General features: G+C 68.9%; 26 protein-coding genes and 1 pseudogene. 3 read left to right on the top strand and 24 right to left on the bottom strand.

Annotated elements, in window-relative coordinates; translation table 11 throughout:
* Positions 1-208: 208 nt before the first annotated feature.
* Positions 209-559, bottom strand: a complete 351-nt coding sequence (locus PZB77_RS19285) for a DoxX family protein (protein ID WP_275493845.1) — start codon at positions 557-559, stop codon at positions 209-211.
* Between the two features lie 91 nt (positions 560-650).
* On the opposite strand from PZB77_RS19285, the pseudogene PZB77_RS19280 reads away from it, so the two are divergent.
* Positions 651-1007, top strand: a pseudogene (locus tag PZB77_RS19280) (helix-turn-helix domain-containing protein); the annotation flags it as partial.
* A 178-nt stretch (positions 1008-1185) separates the two neighbouring features.
* Positions 1186-2181, top strand: coding sequence for a type I pantothenate kinase (gene coaA / locus PZB77_RS19275; protein WP_275493844.1), 996 nt, complete (start codon positions 1186-1188; stop codon positions 2179-2181).
* Positions 2182-2284: 103 nt separating this feature from the next.
* Here the strand turns inward: coaA and glmM are convergent, their stop codons facing one another.
* The 4 genes from glmM to PZB77_RS19255 all read right to left on the bottom strand — a co-directional run bounded on the left by glmM (position 2285) and on the right by PZB77_RS19255 (position 6937).
* Positions 2285-3643 (bottom strand): phosphoglucosamine mutase, encoded by a 1359-nt coding sequence (gene glmM, locus PZB77_RS19270; protein WP_275493843.1) that lies wholly within the window; start codon positions 3641-3643, stop codon positions 2285-2287.
* Positions 3644-3866: 223 nt separating this feature from the next.
* Positions 3867-4331 carry a 30S ribosomal protein S9 gene (gene rpsI, locus PZB77_RS19265; protein ID WP_275496126.1) on the bottom strand — a complete coding sequence of 155 codons (465 nt, stop codon included), beginning with the start codon at positions 4329-4331 and terminating at the stop codon, positions 3867-3869.
* Between the two features lie 104 nt (positions 4332-4435).
* Positions 4436-4879, bottom strand: a complete 444-nt coding sequence (rplM, locus tag PZB77_RS19260; RefSeq protein ID WP_275493842.1) for a 50S ribosomal protein L13 — start codon at positions 4877-4879, stop codon at positions 4436-4438.
* Positions 4880-5317: 438 nt separating this feature from the next.
* Entirely contained in the window at positions 5318-6937 is a 1620-nt protein-coding gene (locus tag PZB77_RS19255) for an ATP-binding cassette domain-containing protein (RefSeq protein ID WP_275493841.1), read from the bottom strand.
* A gap of 101 nt (positions 6938-7038) precedes the next feature.
* Between PZB77_RS19255 and PZB77_RS19250 the strand changes: the two genes are divergently transcribed.
* The gene (locus PZB77_RS19250; RefSeq protein WP_275493840.1) at positions 7039-7887 is read left to right on the top strand and encodes a hypothetical protein; all 849 of its coding nucleotides are present in this window, start codon (positions 7039-7041) and stop codon (positions 7885-7887) included.
* 119 nt (positions 7888-8006) lie between these two features.
* Here the strand turns inward: PZB77_RS19250 and truA are convergent, their stop codons facing one another.
* The 19 genes from truA to rplX all read right to left on the bottom strand — a co-directional run bounded on the left by truA (position 8007) and on the right by rplX (position 19580).
* Positions 8007-8882 (bottom strand): tRNA pseudouridine(38-40) synthase TruA, encoded by an 876-nt coding sequence (gene truA / locus PZB77_RS19245; protein ID WP_275493838.1) that lies wholly within the window; start codon positions 8880-8882, stop codon positions 8007-8009.
* Between the two features lie 106 nt (positions 8883-8988).
* Positions 8989-9495: a 50S ribosomal protein L17 gene (gene rplQ / locus PZB77_RS19240; RefSeq protein WP_275493837.1), complete on the bottom strand. Its 507-nt coding sequence runs from the start codon at positions 9493-9495 to the stop codon at positions 8989-8991.
* A 142-nt stretch (positions 9496-9637) separates the two neighbouring features.
* Entirely contained in the window at positions 9638-10660 is a 1023-nt protein-coding gene (locus tag PZB77_RS19235; protein ID WP_024755423.1) for a DNA-directed RNA polymerase subunit alpha, read from the bottom strand.
* Between the two features lie 143 nt (positions 10661-10803).
* A complete protein-coding gene (gene rpsK / locus PZB77_RS19230; RefSeq protein ID WP_003956432.1) occupies positions 10804-11208 on the bottom strand; it encodes a 30S ribosomal protein S11 in 405 nt (134 codons plus the stop codon).
* Between the two features lie 101 nt (positions 11209-11309).
* Complete coding sequence (gene rpsM, locus PZB77_RS19225) at positions 11310-11690, bottom strand: 30S ribosomal protein S13 (RefSeq protein WP_275493836.1); 381 nt, start codon at positions 11688-11690, stop codon at positions 11310-11312.
* Between the two features lie 194 nt (positions 11691-11884).
* Positions 11885-11998 (bottom strand): 50S ribosomal protein L36, encoded by a 114-nt coding sequence (gene rpmJ, locus PZB77_RS19220; RefSeq protein WP_003956441.1) that lies wholly within the window; start codon positions 11996-11998, stop codon positions 11885-11887.
* A gap of 60 nt (positions 11999-12058) precedes the next feature.
* On the bottom strand, positions 12059-12280 hold the full coding sequence (gene infA / locus PZB77_RS19215; protein WP_014047798.1) for a translation initiation factor IF-1: 222 nt from the start codon (positions 12278-12280) through the stop codon (positions 12059-12061).
* A 197-nt stretch (positions 12281-12477) separates the two neighbouring features.
* Positions 12478-13314: a type I methionyl aminopeptidase gene (map, locus tag PZB77_RS19210; protein ID WP_275493835.1), complete on the bottom strand. Its 837-nt coding sequence runs from the start codon at positions 13312-13314 to the stop codon at positions 12478-12480.
* A gap of 135 nt (positions 13315-13449) precedes the next feature.
* Entirely contained in the window at positions 13450-14106 is a 657-nt protein-coding gene (locus PZB77_RS19205) for an adenylate kinase (RefSeq protein WP_275493834.1), read from the bottom strand.
* A complete protein-coding gene (gene secY / locus PZB77_RS19200; protein WP_275493833.1) occupies positions 14106-15425 on the bottom strand; it encodes a preprotein translocase subunit SecY in 1320 nt (439 codons plus the stop codon). The genes PZB77_RS19205 and secY overlap by 1 nt, the downstream gene beginning before the upstream one ends.
* A 223-nt stretch (positions 15426-15648) precedes the next feature.
* A complete protein-coding gene (gene rplO / locus PZB77_RS19195) occupies positions 15649-16104 on the bottom strand; it encodes a 50S ribosomal protein L15 (protein WP_266705201.1) in 456 nt (151 codons plus the stop codon).
* A 1-nt stretch (position 16105) separates the two neighbouring features.
* Positions 16106-16288, bottom strand: a complete 183-nt coding sequence (gene rpmD / locus PZB77_RS19190) for a 50S ribosomal protein L30 (RefSeq protein WP_219611742.1) — start codon at positions 16286-16288, stop codon at positions 16106-16108.
* Positions 16288-16893, bottom strand: a complete 606-nt coding sequence (gene rpsE, locus PZB77_RS19185; protein WP_266705207.1) for a 30S ribosomal protein S5 — start codon at positions 16891-16893, stop codon at positions 16288-16290. Before rpsE ends, rpmD begins: the two co-directional genes overlap by 1 nt.
* Positions 16894-16940: 47 nt before the next feature.
* A complete protein-coding gene (rplR, locus tag PZB77_RS19180) occupies positions 16941-17324 on the bottom strand; it encodes a 50S ribosomal protein L18 (RefSeq protein WP_275493831.1) in 384 nt (127 codons plus the stop codon).
* A 2-nt stretch (positions 17325-17326) separates the two neighbouring features.
* A complete protein-coding gene (rplF, locus tag PZB77_RS19175) occupies positions 17327-17866 on the bottom strand; it encodes a 50S ribosomal protein L6 (RefSeq protein WP_275493830.1) in 540 nt (179 codons plus the stop codon).
* A 22-nt stretch (positions 17867-17888) separates the two neighbouring features.
* A complete protein-coding gene (gene rpsH, locus PZB77_RS19170) occupies positions 17889-18287 on the bottom strand; it encodes a 30S ribosomal protein S8 (protein WP_037688013.1) in 399 nt (132 codons plus the stop codon).
* A gap of 224 nt (positions 18288-18511) precedes the next feature.
* Positions 18512-18697, bottom strand: coding sequence for a type Z 30S ribosomal protein S14 (locus PZB77_RS19165; RefSeq protein ID WP_030368403.1), 186 nt, complete (start codon positions 18695-18697; stop codon positions 18512-18514).
* 2 nt (positions 18698-18699) lie between these two features.
* On the bottom strand, positions 18700-19257 hold the full coding sequence (rplE, locus tag PZB77_RS19160) for a 50S ribosomal protein L5 (RefSeq protein WP_006126888.1): 558 nt from the start codon (positions 19255-19257) through the stop codon (positions 18700-18702).
* Positions 19257-19580, bottom strand: a complete 324-nt coding sequence (rplX, locus tag PZB77_RS19155) for a 50S ribosomal protein L24 (protein ID WP_275493828.1) — start codon at positions 19578-19580, stop codon at positions 19257-19259. Before rplX ends, rplE begins: the two co-directional genes overlap by 1 nt.

The raw sequence follows: 19580 nt of genomic DNA, 5'->3' as shown, positions 1-19580 counted from the left end.
CGCGGCGGTGAGCAGGAGGGGCGCGGCGTCGGGCCCGGCCTCCTCGACCTCGCGGGCGGGACAGGTGCGGCCCGCCCGCGAGGAGCTGGAGCACGAGGAGGCCGGGCGCGGCGACCGGGGCGAGGACGAGGGCGATCCCGGTGAGCGGCGGGCACGACGCGGGAGGGGACCACCGGGGCGTACCGCCCGGTCCGCCTCGGCGCGGCGGTCAGAGGGTGGCGGCGCGCAGGACGAGCAGGGCGACGGAGACCACGGTGAGAACCGCCGCCGGAGGCGCGCCCTTCCGGTCGCCGACGCGCAGGTGGGCGGCGACCGCCCCGGCGAAGTAGAGCGTCAGGCCGATCGCGGCGGCGATCCCGACGGGCCCCCACCAGAGCCCGGCGATCGCACCAGCCGCGCCCGCCGCCTGGGCGCCGATCAGGACGTTCATCAGGCTCTGCGGCACTTCGAGTGTGGACATCTGCTCGGTGATGTGGCGCGTCCGCAGGGATTTCGCGCCGGCCGAGATCAGGAGGATCGCCGACAGGAGCACCGTGACGACGACGAGGGAGACGAACACCGCTGTACCTCATTCGGGGAGATGCGAGTAGGGCGTGCGCACCTCGAAAACGATAGGAGGGCGATAGGTACCTCCAGGTAACCTTCGGGGCATGAGCCCGCGACCCCTCATCGGCTTCCTCGCCGACTGCCCCGCTCTCCTCTCCATGGAGATCATCGCCAGCAAGTGGTCCATGGTCATGCTCTTCGCACTGACCGACGGCCCCTTGCGCCACCGTGAGCTGGTCGAGCTGAGCGGTGGCATCTCGCGCAAGGTGCTCACCCAGACGCTGCGCCGGCTCCAGGCCAACGGGCTCGTGGAGCGGCACGCGTACGCCGAGGCGCCGCCGCGTGTGGAGTACGGCCTGACCGACCTCGGGCGGACCCTGGAAGAGCCCATCCGGATGCTCACCGCATGGGCGCGGGAGAACGGCGAGGCGGTCGTCGCCTTCCGGGAGGCGACCGAGGCGGCCCCGGCCACCGCGACGGACCGCACCACCGAGGCGGCCCCGGCCACCACGACGGACCGGACGGGCTCCGGGGAGGCTGCCCGCGGGCGTGTCCGGGCGCATGCCGCCCCGCGCAACCCCCACCCCGCGTGACCGACCCCACCCCCCGCTCCGTTCGAACTCCCGTAACAATGAATACGTGATCACAACGCCGCCCCGTGGCAGCCAGCGTCGCGCCGAGCACGGGCCGACGCCCTACGTCGACCTCACCCGCGCCGAGTGGAGCGCCCTCCGTGAGAAGACCCCGCTGCCGTTGACCGCCGAGGAGGTGGAGCGGCTGCGCGGGCTCGGGGACGTCATCGACCTCGACGAGGTGCGCGAGGTGTACCTCCCGCTCTCCCGGCTGCTCAACCTCTACGTCCAGGCCACCTCCGGTCTGCGCGGCGCCCTGAACACCTTCCTCGGGGACGCGGGCAACGGCCACGGTGCGCAGCGCGGCACCCCGTTCGTCATAGGGGTGGCGGGGAGCGTGGCGGTCGGCAAGTCGACCAGTGCCCGGCTGCTGCAGGCGCTGCTGGCGCGGTGGCCGGAGCACCCCCGGGTGGAGCTGGTGACCACGGACGGGTTCCTGCTGCCGATGGAGGAGCTGCGGGCCCGCGGGCTGACCTCGCGGAAGGGGTTCCCCGAGTCGTACGACCGGCGGGCGCTGACCCGGTTCGTCGCGGACATCAAGTCGGGGAAGGACGAGGTCACCGCCCCCGTCTACTCCCACCTGATCTACGACATCGTCCCCGGTGAGCGGCTCACCGTGCGCCGCCCGGACATCCTGATCGTGGAAGGGCTGAACGTCCTCCAGCCGGCGCTGCCGGGCCAGGACGGCCGGACCAGGGTGGGGCTCGCGGACTACTTCGACTTCAGCGTGTACGTGGACGCCCGCGCCGAGGACATCGAGAGCTGGTACCTCAACCGGTTCCGGCAGCTGCGCGAGACGGCGTTCCAGAACCCGTCCTCGTACTTCACGAAGTACACCCAGGTCTCCGAGGAGGAGGCGATGGAGTACGCGCGCACCACCTGGCGGACCATCAACAAGCCGAACCTGCTGGAGAACGTGGCGCCCACCCGCAGCCGCGCGACGCTGGTGCTGCGCAAGGGCCCGGACCACAAGGTCCAGCGCCTCTCGCTGCGCAAGCTCTGAGGGAGCCCCCGGGAGAGCGGCCGCGGGACCCGGGCTCGGCGGTGGAACGGCCGCGGGACGGACCGCCGGAGCGGTCCGTCCCGCGGTGAGGCGTCGGGGAGGCTCAGCCCAGCGCGGACTTCACCACGTCGGCCAGCCGGCCCGCGACGGCCTGGGCCTGGCCGAAGTCGGCGGCCTCCACCATGACGCGTACCAGCGGCTCGGTGCCGGACTTGCGGAGCAGGACCCGTCCGGTGGTACCGAGTTCGCGTTCGGCCTCGGCGACGGCGGCGGCCAGCTCGGCGGAGGTGGAGACGCGCGACTTGTCGACGTCGGGGACGTTGACGAGGACCTGCGGCAGGCGCTGCATGACGCCCGCGAGCTCGGCGAGGGTCCGTCCGGTGGCGGCGACGCGGGCCGCCAGCAGCAGGCCGGTCAGGGTGCCGTCGCCGGTCGTGGCGTGGTCCAGCACGATGACGTGGCCGGACTGCTCGCCGCCGAGCGCGTACCCCTCGGCCTTCATCGACTCCAGGACGTAGCGGTCCCCGACCGCGGTCTGGACGAGCTCGATGCCCTCGCGCTCCATGGCCATCTTGAAGCCGAGGTTGGACATGACCGTGCCGACGACGGTGTTGCCGCGGAGCTGTCCGGCGTCGCGCATCGCGAGGGCGAGGACGGCGAGGATCTGGTCGCCGTCGATCTCGTTCCCCCGGGCGTCGACGGCGAGGCAGCGGTCGGCGTCGCCGTCGTGCGCGATGCCGAAGTCGGCGCCGTTCTCGACGACGGCCGCCCGGAGGAGGCCGAGGTGGGTGGAGCCGCAGCCGTCGTTGATGTTGAGGCCGTCGGGGTCGGCGCCGATGGTGACGACCTCGGCCCCGGCCCGGGCGAACGCCTCGGGGGAGACGTAGGCGGCGGCGCCGTGCGCCTCGTCGAGGACGACCTTCAGGCCGTCGAGCCGGTTCGGCAGCACACCGATGAGGTGGGCCACGTACCGCTCGAAGCCCTCCAGGTAGTCGGTGACCCGGCCGACGCCCGCGCCGGTCGGGCGGGCCCAGGGAGCGCCGGTGCGGTGCTGGTCGTAGACGGTCTCGATGCGGTCCTCCAGCTCGTCGGCGAGCTTGTGGCCGCCCCGTGCGAAGAACTTGATCCCGTTGTCGGGCATGGCGTTGTGGCTGGCGGAGAGCATCACGCCGATGTCGGCGCCGAGCACGCCGGTGAGGTACGCCACGGCCGGCGTGGGCAGCACACCGACCCGCAGGACGTCGACGCCGGCGCTGGCGAGGCCGGCGACCACGGCCGCTTCGAGGAACTCTCCGGATGCTCGTGGATCCCGGCCGACGACGGCCGTGGGACGGTGCCCCTCGAAGGTGCCCGCCTCGGCGAGTACGTGTGCCGCCGCGACCGACAGACCGAGCGCCAGCTCGGCCGTGAGATCCGCGTTGGCGACCCCGCGCACGCCGTCCGTACCGAAGAGTCGTCCCACTGGTGTCCTCCGAGATGCTCCGACAACCGCACAAGCACAACAATTGAAAACGGCGAGAGAACGGCACACCGCCGCACTCCGTACCCGTGCGGGTACGAGGGGTCCGGATGTGCCGATGAACGTCTTATGCCGTTATACGCCCGTGACGGGCGATAAACGAACGCCCCGACAGCACGGTGTGTGCCGCCGGGGCGAACGTGTGAAGCAGACGAGCAGGCGGGGTTTAGCGCTTGCTGTACTGCGGAGCCTTACGGGCCTTCTTGAGACCGGCCTTCTTGCGCTCGACCGCACGGTCGTCGCGGGAGAGGAAGCCGGCCTTCTTCAGCGTGGCGCGGTTGTTGTCCACGTCCGCCTCGTTCAGCGCGCGGGCCACACCGAGGCGCAGGGCGCCGGCCTGACCCGAGACGCCGCCACCCGAGATGCGGGCGATGACGTCGTAGCGGTTGTCGAGCTCGAGCACCTTGAAGGGCTCGTTGACTTCCTGCTGGTGCACCTTGTTGGGGAAGTAGTCCTCAAGGGTGCGACCGTTGATCTTCCACTTGCCGGTGCCCGGAACGATCCGGACGCGGGCGATGGCGTTCTTGCGACGGCCAAGGCCGGCGGCGGGCTGCGGGTCGCCGAAGCGGCCGGCGAGCGACTCGGAGGTGTACTCACCCTCGACGGGGACCTCGGACTCGAAGGTGGTCACCTCGGCGAAGGTCTCCTCGCCCTCGGTGCCCTCGGCGGTCTCAACAGTGGTCTCGGCCACGATTCTCCTCAGATCTTTCTTATGGTCTTAGGGGGAGGCCGGAACTACTGCGCGACCTGGGTGATCTCGTACGGGACCGGCTGCTGCGCAGCGTGCGGGTGCTGGTCACCCGCGTACACCTTGAGCTTCGACAGCATCTGCCGGCCCAGGGTGTTCTTGGGGATCATGCCCTTGATGGCCTTCTCGACGGCCTTCTCCGGGTTCTTGGAGAGCAGCTCGTCGTAGCGGACCGAGCGGAGACCACCGGGGAAGCCGGAGTGGCGGTACGCCATCTTCTGGGTCTTCTTGTTGCCCGACAGGTGAACCTTGTCGGCGTTGATGATGATGACGAAGTCGCCCATGTCCATGTGGGGGGCGTAGATCGCCTTGTGCTTGCCTCGGAGGAGGTTCGCAGCCGTGGTGGCCAGACGACCCAGGACGATGTCCTGAGCGTCGATGACGTGCCACTGGCGCGTCACATCTCCGGGCTTGGGGCTGTACGTACGCACGGTCGTAGCCTTCGCTTCTTCAGTGAGTGGAGTCCTGACAAGGCCACCCGGACGACTACACCAGCCTCGGCGGCGCTGCGGGGACGCAACCCGAGTGCCTGCCGCTGGTCATCGGCCCGGTGGACCGGCGTAAGGGCCCCTCGCGTGAGAACGACCAAGCCAATACGCATAACAAACCGGAAGAATACCCGGGGCCCCCCGGGCGGGTCAAAATGGCCCCCGCCCGGCCCCGTCGAACCCCGGGATACCGGGGCGAACCGGGGCTCGGCGAAGACCGCGGAGGCGGTCCGGACGGCCCTCCGGACCGCCCGGACCACGCGGGCCGCCGGACCACCGCGCGACCGCGCCGGCTCACGGACCGCCGAAGGCCACCCGGGCCGGGTGACCGCCCGCGATCGCCGCGGAGGCCGCCGCGACGGCCCCGGGAGCCCTGCCGCCCTACCGCGCCCGCTCGACCCGCCGCTCGTCCCACACCGGCTCGGTCGTCTCGCGCACCACACCGTCCGAGCCGAAGACGAGGTACCGGTCGAAGGACTTCGCGAACCAGCGGTCGTGCGTGACGGCCATCACGGTGCCGTCGTACGCCTCCAGGCCGTCCTGGAGCGCCTCGGCGGACTCCAGGTCCAGGTTGTCGGTGGGCTCGTCCAGCAGCAGCGCGGTGGTGCCGGCCAGCTCCAGCAGCAGGATCTGGAAGCGGGCCTGCTGTCCGCCGGAGAGCTTCTCGAAGGGCTGGTCGCCCTGGCGCTCCAGTTCGTACCGGCGCAGCACGCCCATGGCGGCGCCCCGGTCCTTGGCCTGCTCGCTCCAGAGGATCTCCACCAGCGTCTTGCCGAGCAGCTCGGGGTGGGCGTGGGTCTGGGCGAAGTGGCCGGCGACCACCCGGGCGCCGAGCTTCCACTCCCCCGTGTGCGCGACCGGCTCCCCGGCGAGGAGCCGCAGGAAGTGGGACTTCCCGGAGCCGTTGGAGCCGAGGACGGCGACCCGCTCGCCGTAGAAGACCTCCAGGTCGAACGGCTTCATCAGGCCGGTCAGCTCCAGTGCGGTGCAGGTCACCGCGCGCACGCCGGTGCGGCCGCCGCGCAGCCGCATCCGGATGTCCTGCTCGCGGGGCGGCTCGGGCGGCGGTCCGGCGTCCTCGAACTTCTTGAAGCGCGTCTGCATGGCGTGGTAGCGGTTGGCCATGTCGGGGCTGATGGCCGCCTGCTGCCGCATCCGCAGCACCAGGGCGCGCAGCCGGGCGTGCTCCTCCTGCCAGCGGCGCAGCAGCTCCTCGAAGCGGGCGAACCGGTCCTTGCGGGCCTGGTGGTAGGTGTCGAAGCCGCCACCGTGCACCCAGACGTCGCTGCCGGCCGCGCCGGGCTCGACGCTGACGATCTTCTCGGCGGCCCGGGAGAGCAGTTCGCGGTCGTGGGAGACGAAGAGGACCGTCTTGCGGGTCTCCTTGAGTTTCCCCTCCAGCCAGCGCTTGCCGGGGACGTCGAGGTAGTTGTCCGGCTCGTCGAGGAGCAGCACCTCGTCGGGCCCGCGCAGCAGCGCTTCGAGGACGAGGCGCTTCTGCTCCCCGCCGCTGAGGGTGCGCGCCTCGCGGTACTGGGCCGTGTCGTACGGGACGCCGAGCGCGGTCATGGTGCACATGTCCCAGAGGGTCTCCGCCTCGTATCCGCGCACCTCCGCCCAGTCGCTGAGGGCCTGCGCGTACGCCATCTGCGCGGCCTCGTCGTCGACGGTGAGGATCAGTTCCTCGGCGGCGTCGACGGCCTTCGCGGCAGCCCGGATCTGCGGGTGCGCCACGGAGACCAGCAGGTCGCGGACGGTCTGCCCGTCCCGTACGGAGCCCACGAACTGGCCCATCACGCCGAGCCCGCCGCTCACCGAGACCGTGCCGCCGTGCGGCTGGAGCTCGCCGGAGAGCAGGCGCAGCAGTGTCGTCTTGCCGGCCCCGTTGGCGCCGACGAGTGCCACCACGGCACCGTCGGCGACCCGGAACGAAGCGTCGCCGAGCAGCACCCGCCCGTCCGGTAGGTAGTACTCCAGGTGGCCCGCTTCGAGATGTCCCATGACCGCATTGTCGGGTGCGGGGGCGCCGGGACCCAACCGGATTCTCCGGGAGCCCCCCGGGACCACGGTCCGTGACGGGGGTCAGCCCTTAGGATGCGCCCATGAGCTTTGGGCATGGGGGGCCCTCCGGGGGGCCCGGGGGCAGTCGGACTCCGGACTGGGCGGCGCTGGCGGAGGAGTCCGCGGCGAAGAGCAGGCGCCGCAAGTGGCTGATGATCGGCGGCGGTGTGCTGGCCACGGCGGCCGTCGCGGCGGTCGTGGCCACCGCCGTCGTCTCGACGGGCCGGGGCGACCCGGAGGCCGCCACGAGTGCGAGCGCCCTGCCGGGGCCGGAGGAGCTGCCGCCGGAGTCCGCGGAGCCGGCGCCGTCCTTCTCCTCGGTCGCCCCGGCTCCCCCGCCGGACCCGATGGACTTCATCACGGACGAGAAGAAGGACAGGGAGCCCGTCACGGTGGAGGGCTTCTTCCCCGGCAGGAAGCTCACCTCCGGCGACCGCGTCCACCTCAAGGGCCCGACGGCCCGCACCACGCAGTGCGCGTCGGCCGCCAACTCCGCGCTCGGCGCGGTCCTGACGCGCCACGGCTGCGACGAGCTGATCCGGGCCACCTACACCCGGGACGGCGTCGCGGTCACGGTCGGGGTGGCGGTCTTCTCCACGGAGGCCGAGGCGAAGAAGGTCGTCGAGGAGGCCACCGGCGGGATGGCCTCGCTCAGCGGCGGTGGGGTGCCGGCCTTCTGCCGGACCGGCGTGGTCTGCCGCCGTACGACCAACTCCTACGGCCGTTACGCCTACTTCTCGGTCACCGGCTTCACCGACGGCAGGAACGTCACCAAGGACGACGGGCCGGTGTACACGGCCGGCGACGACCTGACGAACTTCACCTTCCACCAGATCCGGCACCGCGGCGAGGTCCAGGCCTCGGCGGCGGCGTCGGCCGCCACCGGCTGACCGCCCCCGGCCCGTGGACTACGGCCCGCCACGGGCCGGGGGCGCTCCGGCCGGCCGTCCGCGCGAGGTCGCCGGCTCCCGGCTCCAAAGACTCCCGCAGGGCGACGGCCGACCCGGCGTCAGCAGCAGCCGAAGCCGCCCGGGTCCACGCCTCCGCCGGGCAACGACCGTACGTTCCGCGCCTCCGCGGCCCGGGCGGCCAGCAACTCGTCGGCGGGGTAGGCCACTTCCTCCAGGGTGAGGCCGTGCGGCTTCACCACGTGGACACCGGGGTCCCGCACCTTGGCCCCGAGCACCTCGGCGGGCCAGGGCACAGGGCGCCGGCCGTCGCCCACGAAGAGGGCGGCGCCGATCAGCGCGCGCACCATGTTGTGGCAGAAGGCGTCCGCCTGCACGGTCGCGGTGAGGACGCCCGACTCCTCGTCCCGCACCCAGTGGAGCTTCTGCAGCGTGCGGATGGTGGTCGCGCCCTCGCGCTTCTTGCAGTACGCGGCGAAGTCGTGCTCCCCGACCATGCGGGCCGCCGCCGCGTTCATCGCGTCGAGGTCCAGCGGCCGGTCGTGCCACAGCACATGACCGCGCGTCAGCGGATCGACCCCGCCGGGCCGGTCGGCCACGCGGTAGGCGTACCTCCGGTGCATCGCGGAGAAGCGGGCGTTGAAGCCCGCGGGGGCCTCCGCCGCCCGCCAGATCCGCACGTCCAGGGGCAGCCGCCCCGCCATCCGGCGCAGCAGCTTCTCCCGGTGCTCCTCCCACACCTCGGCCGGCAGATCGACGTGCGCGACCTGCCCCCGGGCGTGCACCCCGGCGTCGGTGCGCCCCGCGACCGTCAGGTCGTACGTCCGCGGGGACCGGGTCACCGTGCGCAGCGCGTCCTCGATCTCCCCCTGCACCGTCCGGCGGGACGTCTGCTTCGCCCAGCCGGAGAAGTCCCTGCCGTCGTAGGACAGGTCCAGCCGTACGCGTACCGCACCGGGTTCTGGCTCGTCGCTCACCCGTGCATCCTCTCCATCCCCATCGGGCACCGGTCCTGGTCGACAACGGAACGGGCCCGCACCGCCCCGAAGGGTGGTGCGGGCCCGCACACTGGCGTCAGAACGCTCAGGCGTCCTTGGACTCCGTGTCGGCCTCGGCCGGCTTGGCGTCCTCGGCCGGCTTGGCGTCCTCGACGGACTCGGTCTTGGCCGCGTCCTCCTTGACCGCACGCTTGGTGGCGGCCTCGGCCTCACCGGTGGCCTGCTGGGCCACGGTCAGGGCCTCGACGAGCTCGATGACGGCCATCGGGGCGTTGTCGCCACGACGGTTGCCGATCTTGGTGATACGGGTGTAACCACCGGGGCGGTTCTCGTACCGGGGGGCGATCTCGGTGAAGAGCGTGTGGACGATGCTCTTGTCCGTGATCGTCTGGAGCACCAGGCGACGGTTGTGGATGTCGCCCTTCTTCGCCTTGGTGACGAGACGCTCGGCGACGGGGCGCAGACGGCGGGCCTTGGCCTCGGTCGTCGTGATGCGGCCGTGCTCGAACAGCGCCTTCGCGAGGTTCGCGAGCAGCAGACGCTCGTGCGCGGCGCTGCCGCCCAGACGGGCACCCTTGGCGGGACGCGGCATGGTGTTTCTCCTTGTGTGCTGCACCGGCCGTATCAGGTACCGGTGTCAGTTCCCGTGGAGCGGTCGCTCCGCGGAAGTCCGTGGCTCGAGGACCCGGGGGTCCTCACGGACGGGCTGACGCGTCAGCCCGTCCGGGGGTGTTCTAGTACTGCTCGGTCTCGACGAAGCCCGCGTCCGCGTCGTCGTCGGCGCCGAAGGCGTCGGCGGCGGCGGTCGGGTCGAATCCGGGCGGGCTGTCCTTGAGGGCCAGGCCCATGCCGGCCAGCTTCGCCTTGACCTCGTCGATCGACTTCGCACCGAAGTTGCGGATGTCGAGCAGGTCGGCCTCGGAACGCGCCACGAGCTCACCCACCGAGTGGATGCCCTCGCGCTTGAGGCAGTTGTACGAGCGGACCGTGAGCTCCAGCTCCTCGATCGGCAGCGCCAGATCGGCGGCGAGCGCGGCGTCCGTGGGCGACGGGCCCATGTCGATGCCCTCGGCGTCGATGTTGAGCTCGCGCGCCAGACCGAACAGCTCGACCAGGGTCTTACCGGCCGACGCCATGGCGTCACGGGGACGCATGGCCTGCTTGGTCTCGACGTCGACGATCAGCTTGTCGAAGTCGGTGCGCTGCTCGACACGGGTCGCCTCGACCTTGTACGTGACCTTGAGCACCGGCGAGTAGATGGAGTCGACCGGGATGCGGCCGATCTCCTGGCCCGCCTGCTTGTTCTGGACGGCGGAGACGTAGCCGCGACCGCGCTCGACGGTCAGCTCCATCTCCAGCTTGCCCTTGCCGTTCAGCGTGGCGAGGACGAGGTCCGGGTTGTGGACCTCGACGCCGGCCGGCGGCGCGATGTCGGCAGCGGTGACCAGGCCGGGACCCTGCTTGCGCAGGTACATCACGACCGGCTCGTCGTGCTCCGAGGAGACGACCAGCTGCTTGATGTTGAGGATGAGGTCGGTCACGTCCTCCTTGACGCCCGGCACGGTGGTGAACTCGTGCAGGACTCCGTCGATCCGGATGCTGGTGACGGCGGCACCGGGGATCGAGGAGAGGAGGGTACGGCGCAGGGAGTTGCCGAGGGTGTAACCGAAACCGGGCTCCAGCGGCTCGATGACGAACCGGGAGCGGAACTCGTCGACGACCTCTTCGGTCAGCGACGGGCGCTGGGCGATCAGCATGCTGATGTCCTTCAGTCGTGGGCACCCACTATTTGATGCCCGACAGATACAACAAGGGTACGGGCGGTACGCCCCCGAAGGGAGGTACCGCCCGGTCCCACAGGTGTGCGCGAACACAGACGGCCGTCACCGGCCGTCATGCGTCAGACGCGGCGACGCTTCGGCGGACGGCAGCCGTTGTGCGGCGTCGGGGTGACGTCCTGGATCGAACCGACCTCGAGGCCCGTGGCCTGGAGGGAGCGGATCGCGGTCTCGCGGCCGGAGCCCGGACCCTTGACGAAGACGTCGACCTTGCGCATGCCGTGCTCCTGCGCGCGACGGGCGGCCGACTCGGCGGCCATCTGCGCGGCGAAGGGGGTGGACTTGCGCGAGCCCTTGAAGCCGACGTGGCCGGCGGAGGCCCAGGAGATCACGTTGCCCGAGGGGTCGGTGATCGAGACGATGGTGTTGTTGAACGTGCTCTTGATGTGCGCGTGGCCGTGAGCGACGTTCTTCTTTTCCTTGCGACGCACCTTCTTGGCTGCGCCCTGACGACCCTTGGGGGGCATGTCTTACTCCAGATGGAGAGGGGAGGTGATCGGTCCTACAGCGAAGACCGCTGGATGCTGCTCGGCCGGAGATCCGGACCGCGCAGTACGTCCGCTGAGGACTACTTCTTGCCCGGCTTCTTCTTACCGGCGATGGCGCGACGCGGGCCCTTGCGGGTACGCGCGTTCGTGCTGGTGCGCTGACCGTGCACCGGCAGGCCACGACGGTGGCGAATGCCCTGGTAGCAGCCGATCTCGATCTTGCGGCGGATGTCGCCCTGGATCTCGCGGCGGAGGTCACCCTCGGTGCGCAGGTTGGCGTCGACGAACTCGCGGATCTTGACGAGGTCCTCTTCGGCCAGGTCGCGAACGCGGGTGTTCGGGTCGACGCCGGTCGCGGCGAGGATCTCCTTGGACCGGGTGCGCCCGATGCCGAAGACGTAGGTGAGGGCAACCTCCACGCGCTTTTCGCGCGGGATGTCAACACCTGAAACGCGTGCCATTCAATGGCTCCAGTTGTCATATCGGGGGTCTTCCACAGTGCCGCTCCCGATCGCCGACCGCTCTGAGGAGACGGTGGTACGCCCGGGTCCCCGGCCCCCGCCGGAGGTGTCGTCAGCCGTGGCTTGGACGGGCACTGCGTATGTACGAATTACGTGCGTCGCGCGAAGAACTGCGAGATGCAGGGGGTCGTGCGTCAGCCCTGGCGCTGCTTGTGGCGCAGGTTGTCGCAGATGACCATGACCCGACCGTGACGGCGGATCACCTTGCACTTGTCGCAGATCTTCTTGACGCTCGGCTTGACCTTCATGGGATGTCAGGTTCTCCGGGTCAGTGCCATCACCACGCCGAAGCGGGGCAGGGGCAAGATCTACTTGTACCGGTAGACGATCCGGCCACGCGTCAGGTCGTACGGAGAGAGCTCCACCACGACCCGGTCATCGGGGAGGATGCGGATGTAGTGCATCCGCATCTTGCCGCTGATGTGCGCGAGGACCTTGTGACCGTTCTGGAGTTCCACCCGGAACATTGCGTTCGGGAGGGACTCGATCACGGTGCCCTCGATTTCGATGGCACCTTGCTTCTTGGCCACGCTTCGCCCTTCGAATCGGCTACCTTGATCGACTCCCGCTCTGCCGCGGTGACCACAAGTGGACACAGGGATGCACGAGAGCCGACGAGTCAGTCTACGTCAGCGGACCCCAAAAGACGAATCCGTCAAGTTTGCCCACCGGCCGTGATCCTTATGCCCGATCGGGGGATCCGATCGGCCGGTGAGGCGGCGCCCGCTCAGGCCAGCGGGTCCGGCGCCGCCTGGACGCCGTACTGCGCGAGCTTTTCGGCGCCGCCGTCCGGGGCGGTCAGCACCAGCGGCCCCTGCTCGGTGAGGGCGATGGAGTGCTCCCAGTGGGAGGACCAGCTGCCGTCGGTGGTGAGGACGGTCCAGTCGTCGCTGAGCACCTTGGTCTGCGCGGTGCCGAGCGAGACCATCGGCTCGATCGCCAGGCAGACGCCGGGGACCAGCTTGATGCCCTTGCCGCGCTTGCGGGAGACGTAGTTCAGCAGGTGCGGGTCCATGTGCATCTCGGTGCCGATGCCGTGGCCGCCGTAGTCCTCGATGATCCCGTACTTGCCGGTGGCCGGGCGGGGCTGGCGGCGGATGTACCCCTCGATCGCCTTGGAGATGTCGATCAGGCGGTTGTTCACCTTCATCGCGGCGATGCCGGCCCACATCGACTCCTCGGTGACCCGGGAAAGCTCGATCAGCTCCGGCGCGTGTCCGGTGCCCACGAAGGCGGTGTACGCGGCGTCGCCGTGCCAGCCGTCGACGATCGCGCCGCAGTCGATGGAGATGATGTCGCCGTCCTTGAGGACGGTCTTCTCGTCCGGGATGCCGTGGACGACCACGTCGTTCACCGAGGTGCAGATGGTCGCGGGAAAGCCGCCGTACCCCAGGAAGTTCGACTTCGCGCCGTGGTCGGCGATCACCTTGCGCGCGACCTGGTCCAGGTCGTGGGTGGAGGCGCCCGGTACGGCGGCCTCCCGGGTGGCGGCGTGGATGGCGGCGACCACGAGGCCCGCCTCACGCATCTTGGCGATCTGCTCCGGGGTCTTGATCTGCACCATTGCTCGGCGCCTCTCTGCACAGGAAGTCGGGGGACGTGGGCCGTGACCGCATTCCACGATACGGCGCCAAACAGCCGGCCGCGGCGCCCTGGGGCACCGCGGCCGGCTGTGGAAGGTACTGCGTGGGTGGGGCTCTCAGCCCTGGTCGGACTTGAGCGCCGCCATGGCCCGCTCGGTCACGTCGGCCACCTTGCCGAGCGCGGGGATGGTCACGACCAGATCCTGCGCGCGGTAGTAGTCGATGATCGGCTCGGTCTGCGTGTGGTAGACCTCCAGCCGCGTGCGGACCGTCTCCTCGTTGTCGTCGTCCCGCTGGTACAGCTCGCCGCCGCAGGTGTCACAGACACCCTCGGTCTCCGGCTGGTTGTACGCGACGTGGAAGACGTGCGAGCTGTCGTTGCGGCAGATGCGGCGACCCGCGATCCGCTTCACGACCTCGTCCTCGGGGACCTCCAGGTCCAGGACCGCGTCGAGCGCCACACCCTTGTTCTTCAGCATCTCGTCCAGCGCCTCGGCCTGGCCGACGTTGCGCGGGAAGCCGTCGAGCAGGAAGCCACCGGCCGCGTCGGGCTGGGACATGCGGTCCTCAGCCATCGCGTTGGTCACCTCGTCCGGCACCAACTGGCCCTTGTCCATGTAGGACCGGGCCTGCTTGCCAAGGTCGGTGCCCTGGCTGATGTTGGCGCGGAAGAGGTCGCCCGTGGAGATGTGCGGAATCGACAGGTTCTTGGCAAGGTACGCGGCCTGCGTTCCCTTGCCGGCACCAGGAGGCCCGACGAGGACGATTCGCATCAGCGGAGGAACCCTTCGTAATTGCGCTGCTGGAGCTGACTCTCGATCTGCTTCACGGTTTCCAGACCCACACCCACGATGATGAGGATGCTCGTCCCGCCGAACGGGAAGTTCTGGTTAGCACCGCCGAAGCCTGCCAACGCCATCGTCGGCACCAGAGCGATCAGACCCAGGTACAGCGAGCCCGGCCAAGTGATCCTGTTGAGCACGTAGCTCAGGTACTCGGCAGTAGGTCGACCGGCCCGGATACCCGGGATGAACCCACCATACTTCTTCATGTTGTCGGCTACTTCTTCGGGGTTGAACGAGATCGCCACGTAGAAGAACGCGAAGAAGACGATCAGGAGGAAGTAGGTCGCGATGTAGTACGGGTGGTCGCCCTTGACGAAGTGGTCCTTGATCCAGTTCGCCCAGCCCGCGTTGGAGTTGGAGAACTGGACGATCAGGGCCGGGATGTAGAGCAGCGACGAGGCGAAGATGACGGGGATGACGCCCGCCTGGTTCACCTTGAGCGGGATGTACGTGGACGTACCGCCGTAGGAACGGCGCCCGATCATGCGCTTCGCGTACTGCACCGGGATGCGGCGCTGGGCCTGCTCGACGAAGACGACGAGGCCCACCATCACCATGCCGATGAGGATGACCGTGCCGAACTCGATCCAGCCGTCGGCGAGCTTGCCGCTCTCCTTGATGGCCCACAGGGCGCCCGGGAAGCTGGCGGCGATCGAGATGAACATCAGGATCGACATGCCGTTGCCGATGCCGCGGTCGGTGATGAGCTCACCGAGCCACATGACGGCGGCGGTGCCGGCCGTCATCGTGACCACCATGACGATCGTGGTGAAGATCGAGTCGTTGGGGACGATCTGGTCGCCCACCGAACAGCTGGAGAAGAGCGCGCCGCTGCGGGCCGTGGCCACCAGGCCGGTGCCCTGCAGGATGGCGAGCGCCACGGTGAGGTAACGCGTGTACTGGGTGATCTTGGTCTGACCGGACGATCCCTCCTTCTTGAGGGCCTCCAGTCGGGGAATGACCACGGTCAGCAGCTGAAGAATGATGCTGGCCGTGATGTACGGCATGATGCCGAGCGCGAAGATCGTGATCTGCAGCAGTGCACCACCGCTGAACATGTTCACCAGACCGAAGAGGCTGTTGTTGCCCTTGCTGGCCTGGTCAACACAGGTCTGGACGTTCTCGTAACTCACTCCCGGTACGGGGATGTGGGCCCCGAGCCGATAGAGAACGATGATGCCGAGCGTGAAGAGCAGCTTCTTGCGCAGGTCGGGCGTCTTGAACGCCCGGGCGAACGCGGTGAGCACGGTGCCTCCTGCGACCCCCGCGCTATGCGTAGAGGTGACGGTCTTGAGGATCGACGGATACAAAAAAGTCGGAGTGTCCCCGGGCGGGCGCCCAAGGGGTCAGCACAGCAACGCACGCCACCTTACCGGCGACCATGCCCCCCTAGGAACGACCGAGCGGGGATGCCTCTCGGAAGAGGCATCCCCGCGCGGGTGATCAGTACATCGAGTTGTCCGAGTTGTCTCAGACGAGCTCGGTGACGGTGCCGCCGGCGGCGGCAATCTTCTCCTTGGCGGAGCCGGAGACGGCGTCAACCGAAACCTGCAGCGCCACGGAGATCTCGCCCTGTCCGAGGACCTTGACGAGGTGGTTGTTGCGCACGGCGCCCTTGGCGACCAGGTCGGCCACCGTGACCTCTCCACCCTCGGGGTAGAGCGTCGCGAGCTTGTCCAGGTTCACGACCTGGTACTCCGTGCGGAACGGGTTCTTGAAGCCCTTGAGCTTCGGCAGGCGCATGTGGAGGGGCATCTGGCCACCCTCGAAGCGCTGCGGAACCTGGTAACGAGCCTTCGTTCCCTTGGTACCACGGCCTGCGGTCTTACCCTTGGACGCCTCACCACGACCCACACGGGTCTTGGCGGTCTTGGCGCCCGGGGCAGGCCGGAGGTTGTGGGCCTTCAGCGGGCTGTTCTCCGCCATGTCAGTCAACCTCCTCAACCGTCACGAGGTGGCGGACGGTGTGAACCATTCCGCGGAACTCGGGGCGGTCCTCCTTGACAACCACGTCGTGCAGGCGCTTGAGCCCGAGCGAACGCAGGGTGTCGCGGTGGTTCTGCTTGCTGCCGATGTACGACTTCGTCTGCGTGATCTTGAGGCTGGCCATTACGCACCAGCCCCGGCACGCGCACGGAGCAGAGCCGCGGGGGCGACGTCCTCGAGGGGCAGACCGCGGCGGGCCGCGATCTCCTCGGGACGCTGCAGGCCCTGGAGGGCCGCCACGGTCGCGTGCACGATGTTGATCGCGTTGGAAGAACCGAGCGACTTCGACAGGATGTCGTGGACGCCGGCGCACTCGAGCACGGCACGCACCGGACCACCGGCGATGACGCCGGTACCGGGGGAAGCAGGCTTGAGCAGGACGACGCCCGCAGCCTTCTCGCCCGTGATCGGGTGGGGAATCGTGCCCTGGATGCGCGGAACCTTGAAGAAGGACTTCTTCGCTTCCTCGACACCCTTGGCGATGGCCGCGGGAACTTCCTTGGCCTTGCCGTAACCGACACCTACGGTGCCGTCACCATCGCCCACCACGACCAGCGCGGTGAAGCTGAAGCGACGACCACCCTTCACAACCTTGGCGACGCGGTTGATCGCGACAACGCGCTCAACGTACGCGGTCTTCTCGGCGGCGCTGGGGCCACCGTCACGGCCCTTCCGGTCCCGCCGCTCGCCGCCACCGGCACCGCTTCCGCGGCGCTGGGGTCCAGCCATTGGAATTACCTCTCTCTGTTACGTCCGCTGTGCGTAGGAACCGGGGCTTAGAACTTCAGCCCGGCTTCACGGGCGGCGTCAGCCAGAGCGGCAATCCGCCCGGCGTACTGGTTACCACCGCGGTCAAACACGACGGCCTCGACGCCTGCGGCCTTGGCGCGCTCGGCGACCAGGGCGCCGACCTGCTGGGCCTGGGCGCTCTTGGCACCCTCGCCACCGCGGATCGACACGTCCAGGGTCGACGCCGACGCGAGCGTGTGGCCCGCGATGTCGTCGATGACCTGGGCCACGATGTGACGGTTGGAACGCGTCACGACCAGGCGGGGACGCTCCGGCGAACCGGAGACGTGCTTGCGGACGCGGATGTGGCGCCGCTTGCGGGCAGCGCGCTTGTAGGCGTCGCCCTTGGCGATCTTCACGCCGTATGCCATGGCTACTTACCAGCCTTTCCGACCTTGCGGCGGATGACCTCGCCCGCGTACTTGACGCCCTTGGCCTTGTACGGGTCGGGCTTCCGCAGCTTGCGGATGTTGGCGGCTACCTCGCCGACCTTCTGCTTGTCGATGCCCTCGACGCTGAGCTTCGTGGGCGACTCGACCTTGAAGGTGATGCCATCCGGAGCCTCGATGAGGATCGGGTGGCTGTAGCCCAGGGCGAACTCCAGGTTGGAGCCCTTCGCCTGGACGCGGTAACCGACACCGCTGATTTCGAGCGCCTTGCTGTATCCCTGGGTCACGCCGGTGATCATGTTCGCCACCAGCGTGCGGGACAGGCCGTGGAGGGCCTTGTTCTGACGCTCGTCGTTCGGGCGGACGACGTTCAGAACGCCGTCCTCACCCTTGGTGACCTCGATCGGCGCTGCGACGGTGTGCGAGAGGGAACCCTTGGGGCCCTTCACCGCGACCGTGCGGCCATCGATGGTGACGTCCACACCGGCGGGAACCTGGATGGGGAGCTTGCCGATTCGCGACATGAGCTATTCCTCCGATTCCCGACTACCAGACGTAGGCGAGGACTTCCCCACCTACGCCCTTCTTGCTGGCCTGCTGGCCGGTCAGGAGACCGTGGGACGTGGAGATGATCGCCACGCCCAGGCCGCCGAGGACCTTCGGCAGGTTGGTGGACTTTGCGTATACACGCAGACCCGGCTTCGAGATTCGCTTGATGCCGGCGATCGAGCGCTCGCGGTTCGGGCCGAACTTCAGCTCGAGGACGAGGTTCTTGCCGACCTCGGCGTCCTCGACCTTCCAGCCGGTGATGAAGCCCTCCTGCTGGAGGATCTCCGCGATGTGCGACTTGATCTTGCTGTGCGGCATCACGACGGAGTCGTGGTACGCCGAGTTGGCGTTACGCAGACGGGTGAGCATGTCTGCGATGGGATCAGTCATGGTCATGAGTTGGCCTTCGGCCTCTCTCGCCGGGGTTTCCTGTATGCGCCATCCCTCTCCCCACTCAGTGGCGGGACGGGTGCGGTGCGGGGACCTACGGCGTAGTAAGTCGGTCTAGGGCGGCAGGCGCCCAACCGTTCCAGCCTACGGCATGAACGGACGGGCTCCTGCCGACCAGATGCTTACCGAGAGTCTCCGGGTAATCCCAACGCCCATAGGGCGAAGGAGAATTACCAGGAGCTCTTGGTCACGCCCGGCAGCTCGCCACGGTGAGCCATCTCACGAAGGCACACGCGGCACAGGCCGAACTTGCGGTAGACGGAGTGCGGGCGGCCGCAGCGCTGGCAACGCGTGTACGCGCGAACGCCGAACTTCGGCTTGCGGGCAGCCTTAGCGATCAGGGACTTCTTCGCCACGGTCAGTTCTCCTTGAACGGGAAGCCGAGGTGACGAAGGAGGGCACGACCCTCGTCGTCGTTGGTCGCCGTGGTGACCACGGTGATGTCCATGCCCCGGACCCGGTCGATCTTGTCCTGGTCGATCTCGTGGAACATGACCTGCTCCGTGAGACCGAAGGTGTAGTTGCCCCGGCCGTCGAACTGCTTCGGCGACAGACCGCGGAAGTCACGGATACGCGGCAGCGCGAGCGACAGCGTACGGTCCAGGAACTCCCACATCCGGTCACCGCGGAGGGTGACGTGGCAGCCGATGGGCTGGCCCTCGCGGAGCTTGAACTGCGCGATGGACTTGCGGGCCTTGGTAACGGCAGGCTTCTGGCCGGTGATCGTGGTGAGGTCGCGCACGGCGCCGTCGATCAGCTTGGAGTCGCGGGCGGCGTCGCCCACACCCATGTTGACCACGATCTTGACCAGACCGGGAACCTGCATGACGTTCTCGTACGAGAACTCCTCACGCAGCTTGCCGGCGATTTCCTCGCGGTAGCGCGTCTTGAGACGCGGCGCAGTGGTGGCAGTCATCAGATGTCCTCACCAGTCCGCTTGGCAACGCGGACCTTGTTGCCCTCGTCGTCAAAGCGGTAGCCGACGCGGGTGACGACCTTGTTGCCGTCCTTCTCCACAACCAGCTGAACGTTGCTGACGTGAATCGGGGCCTCGGTGGTGACGATGCCGCCGGTCTGCGAACCGCGAGCCGTCTGACCGGCCTTGGTGTGCTTCTTGACCCGGTTGACACCCTCGACGAGGACGCGGTCCTGAGCAGGGTAGGCAACGATGACCTTGCCCTGCTTGCCCTTGTCCTTACCGGTGATGACCTGAACCAGGTCGCCCTTCTTGATCTTCAT

The organism is Streptomyces sp. AM 2-1-1 (assembly GCF_029167645.1).
GTDB lineage: Bacteria > Actinomycetota > Actinomycetes > Streptomycetales > Streptomycetaceae > Streptomyces.
The sequence above is the reverse complement of the archived record's forward strand: the minus strand, read 5'-3'. Positions and strand labels throughout refer to the sequence as shown.

What these genes read in the sequence shown, in the direction of transcription:
- PZB77_RS19255 (WP_275493841.1), bottom strand. Translation starts at nt 6,937, where the DNA reads ATGGGACATCTCGAAGCGGGCCACCTGGAGTACTACCTACCGGACGGG.
- PZB77_RS19250 (WP_275493840.1), top strand. Translation starts at nt 7,039, where the DNA reads ATGAGCTTTGGGCATGGGGGGCCCTCCGGGGGGCCCGGGGGCAGTCGG.
- rplQ (WP_275493837.1), bottom strand. Translation starts at nt 9,495, where the DNA reads ATGCCGCGTCCCGCCAAGGGTGCCCGTCTGGGCGGCAGCGCCGCGCAC.
- PZB77_RS19235 (WP_024755423.1), bottom strand. Translation starts at nt 10,660, where the DNA reads ATGCTGATCGCCCAGCGCCCGTCGCTGACCGAAGAGGTCGTCGACGAG.
- rpsK (WP_003956432.1), bottom strand. Translation starts at nt 11,208, where the DNA reads ATGCCCCCCAAGGGTCGTCAGGGCGCAGCCAAGAAGGTGCGTCGCAAG.
- rpsM (WP_275493836.1), bottom strand. Translation starts at nt 11,690, where the DNA reads ATGGCACGCGTTTCAGGTGTTGACATCCCGCGCGAAAAGCGCGTGGAG.
- rpmJ (WP_003956441.1), bottom strand. Translation starts at nt 11,998, where the DNA reads ATGAAGGTCAAGCCGAGCGTCAAGAAGATCTGCGACAAGTGCAAGGTG.
- map (WP_275493835.1), bottom strand. Translation starts at nt 13,314, where the DNA reads ATGGTGCAGATCAAGACCCCGGAGCAGATCGCCAAGATGCGTGAGGCG.
- PZB77_RS19205 (WP_275493834.1), bottom strand. Translation starts at nt 14,106, where the DNA reads ATGCGAATCGTCCTCGTCGGGCCTCCTGGTGCCGGCAAGGGAACGCAG.
- rplO (WP_266705201.1), bottom strand. Translation starts at nt 16,104, where the DNA reads ATGGCGGAGAACAGCCCGCTGAAGGCCCACAACCTCCGGCCTGCCCCG.
- rpmD (WP_219611742.1), bottom strand. Translation starts at nt 16,288, where the DNA reads ATGGCCAGCCTCAAGATCACGCAGACGAAGTCGTACATCGGCAGCAAG.
- rpsE (WP_266705207.1), bottom strand. Translation starts at nt 16,893, where the DNA reads ATGGCTGGACCCCAGCGCCGCGGAAGCGGTGCCGGTGGCGGCGAGCGG.
- rplR (WP_275493831.1), bottom strand. Translation starts at nt 17,324, where the DNA reads ATGGCATACGGCGTGAAGATCGCCAAGGGCGACGCCTACAAGCGCGCT.
- rplF (WP_275493830.1), bottom strand. Translation starts at nt 17,866, where the DNA reads ATGTCGCGAATCGGCAAGCTCCCCATCCAGGTTCCCGCCGGTGTGGAC.
- rpsH (WP_037688013.1), bottom strand. Translation starts at nt 18,287, where the DNA reads ATGACCATGACTGATCCCATCGCAGACATGCTCACCCGTCTGCGTAAC.
- rplE (WP_006126888.1), bottom strand. Translation starts at nt 19,257, where the DNA reads ATGACTGCCACCACTGCGCCGCGTCTCAAGACGCGCTACCGCGAGGAA.
- rplX (WP_275493828.1), bottom strand. Translation starts at nt 19,580, where the DNA reads ATGAAGATCAAGAAGGGCGACCTGGTTCAGGTCATCACCGGTAAGGAC.